This is a genomic window from Streptomyces sp. NPDC047002 (assembly GCF_040704505.1).
Taxonomy (GTDB): Bacteria; Actinomycetota; Actinomycetes; order Streptomycetales; family Streptomycetaceae; genus Streptomyces.
Genome location: NZ_JBEYWC010000060.1, coordinates 2,572 through 5,149 on the forward strand (window position 1 = coordinate 2,572; position 2,578 = coordinate 5,149).

At 58.7% G+C, this 2,578-nt stretch carries 2 rRNA genes (1 of these 2 cut by a window edge); both read right to left on the bottom strand.

The annotated features are described in order from the left end of the window. Positions 1-633: ribosomal RNA gene (locus AB0910_RS30870) — 23S ribosomal RNA — on the bottom strand; its annotated part reaches 2,571 nt to the left of the window's first position; the annotation flags it as partial. Between the two features lie 327 nt (positions 634-960). Continuing rightward, positions 961-2,486: ribosomal RNA gene (locus AB0910_RS30875) — 16S ribosomal RNA — on the bottom strand. Between the last annotated feature and the right edge of the window lie 92 nt (positions 2,487-2,578).

Consider the following 2,578-nt stretch of genomic DNA (forward strand, 5'->3'; position numbering starts at 1 on the left):
ATGCGACGCTCCCACGGCTTGTAGGCACACGGTTTCAGGTACTATTTCACTCCGCTCCCGCGGTACTTTTCACCATTCCCTCACGGTACTATCCGCTATCGGTCACCAGGGAATATTTAGGCTTAGCGGGTGGTCCCGCCAGATTCACACAGGATTTCTCGAGGCCCGTGCTACTTGGGACATGCATAAACGAGCCGTCAATGTTTCAGCTACGGGGGTCTTACCCTCTACGCCGGGCCTTTCGCATGCCCTTCGCCTACATCAACGGTTTCTAACTCGCCCCCTGGCCGGCAGACCAGAGACACACACTCCCACAACCCCGCCCACGCAACCCCTGCCGGGTATCACACGTAAACGGTTTAGCCTCATCCAGTTTCGCTCGCCGCTACTCCCGGAATCACTATTGTTTTCTCTTCCTGAGGGTACTGAGATGTTTCACTTCCCCTCGTTCCCTCCACACACCCTATGAGTTCAGGTGCAGGTGACAGCCCATGACGACTGCCGGGTTTCCCCATTCGGACACCCCCGGATCACAGCTCGGTTGACAGCTCCCCGGGGCCTATCGCGGCCTCCCACGTCCTTCATCGGTTCCTGGTACCAAGGCATCCACCGTGCGCCCTTAAAAACTTGGCCACAGATGCTCGCGTCCACTGTGCAGTTCTCAAACAACGACCAGCCACCCACCACCCCACCCCATACAGGGCGAGTTCACTGGGACCGGCACACCGAAGGACGAGCAACGCTCGCACCCTCAGACACCCAACAGCGTGCCCGACAAGAACCAGACCCCCACCACCCCGTTCCACACTCCCCGAAGAGAGCAGTACTAGAAGCGACAAGCATCCGAATCTGCCGAATAGTCAACGTTCCACCCATGAGCCACCGGCACCAGACATTCGCTGATGAACCGGCCTCTGACCGAACCCCCCGAAGGAAAGCCCGGTAAGAAATGCTCCTTAGAAAGGAGGTGATCCAGCCGCACCTTCCGGTACGGCTACCTTGTTACGACTTCGTCCCAATCGCCAGTCCCACCTTCGACAGCTCCCTCCCACAAGGGGTTAGGCCACCGGCTTCGGGTGTTACCGACTTTCGTGACGTGACGGGCGGTGTGTACAAGGCCCGGGAACGTATTCACCGCAGCACTGCTGATCTGCGATTACTAGCGACTCCGACTTCATGGGGTCGAGTTGCAGACCCCAATCCGAACTGAGACCGGCTTTTTGAGATTCGCTCCACCTCACGGCATCGCAACTCATTGTACCGGCCATTGTAGCACGTGTGCAGCCCAAGACATAAGGGGCATGATGACTTGACGTCGTCCCCACCTTCCTCCGAGTTGACCCCGGCGGTCTCCCGTGAGTCCCCAGCACCACAAGGGCCTGCTGGCAACACGGGACAAGGGTTGCGCTCGTTGCGGGACTTAACCCAACATCTCACGACACGAGCTGACGACAGCCATGCACCACCTGTACACCGACCACAAGGGGGCATCCATCTCTGAATGTTTCCGGTGTATGTCAAGCCTTGGTAAGGTTCTTCGCGTTGCGTCGAATTAAGCCACATGCTCCGCCGCTTGTGCGGGCCCCCGTCAATTCCTTTGAGTTTTAGCCTTGCGGCCGTACTCCCCAGGCGGGGAACTTAATGCGTTAGCTGCGGCACGGACCACGTGGAATGTGACCCACACCTAGTTCCCAACGTTTACGGCGTGGACTACCAGGGTATCTAATCCTGTTCGCTCCCCACGCTTTCGCTCCTCAGCGTCAGTAATGGCCCAGAGATCCGCCTTCGCCACCGGTGTTCCTCCTGATATCTGCGCATTTCACCGCTACACCAGGAATTCCGATCTCCCCTACCACACTCCAGTCTGCCCGTATCGAATGCAGACCCGGGGTTAAGCCCCGGGCTTTCACATCCGACGTGACAAACCGCCTACGAGCTCTTTACGCCCAATAATTCCGGACAACGCTTGCGCCCTACGTATTACCGCGGCTGCTGGCACGTAGTTAGCCGGCGCTTCTTCTGCAGGTACCGTCACTCACGCTTCTTCCCTGCTGAAAGAGGTTTACAACCCGAAGGCCGTCATCCCTCACGCGGCGTCGCTGCATCAGGCTTCCGCCCATTGTGCAATATTCCCCACTGCTGCCTCCCGTAGGAGTCTGGGCCGTGTCTCAGTCCCAGTGTGGCCGGTCGCCCTCTCAGGCCGGCTACCCGTCGTCGCCTTGGTAGGCCATCACCCCACCAACAAGCTGATAGGCCGCGGGCTCATCCTGCACCGCCGGAGCTTTCCACGCACCACCCATGCGGGCATGCGTCATATCCGGTATTAGACCCCGTTTCCAGGGCTTGTCCCAGAGTGCAGGGCAGATTGCCCACGTGTTACTCACCCGTTCGCCACTAATCCACCCCGAAAGGCTTCATCGTTCGACTTGCATGTGTTAAGCACGCCGCCAGCGTTCGTCCTGAGCCAGGATCAAACTCTCCGTGAATGCTTTCCCGGACATCCGGGCAACCACATCACGAGAGCGGAACCACGAGAAGGAATAATCCCCGCAGTCCACAGCATCCTCGCTGTGTTGTT